1 protein-coding gene is annotated in these 247 nt (G+C 49.0%); it reads right to left on the reverse strand.

Annotated elements, in window-relative coordinates; genetic code table 11:
* Position 1 precedes the first annotated feature (1 nt).
* Positions 2-247: hypothetical protein (locus A142_RS17130; protein WP_019821519.1), on the reverse strand; the 246-nt coding region annotated here is incomplete at its 5' end.

Raw genomic sequence — 247 nt, forward strand, 5'->3', positions numbered from 1 at the left:
CCTAATGCGAGCGACGCTGAAATCTCAGCGTGTTCACAAACGGGGTAGATTCATCCCACACCATGAAATCATGGCTAAGGCGTTGTTGGATCACTTCAATGTTTTCGACGGGGTAAAAGCGCCCTTCACGCATCATAAAACCAGCGTTTGCCAGCTCTGGTGGTGAAATGTCACTGCCCCTCGCCACAGAAAAAAGCGCCAAGGCTTTTGTCTGTAAAAGATTGAGTTTGTCCATCTTGCTCTCCTC

Origin of the sequence: Vibrio splendidus 12E03, from assembly GCF_000272105.2 — a bacterium.
Classification (GTDB): domain Bacteria; phylum Pseudomonadota; class Gammaproteobacteria; order Enterobacterales; family Vibrionaceae; genus Vibrio; species Vibrio splendidus_I.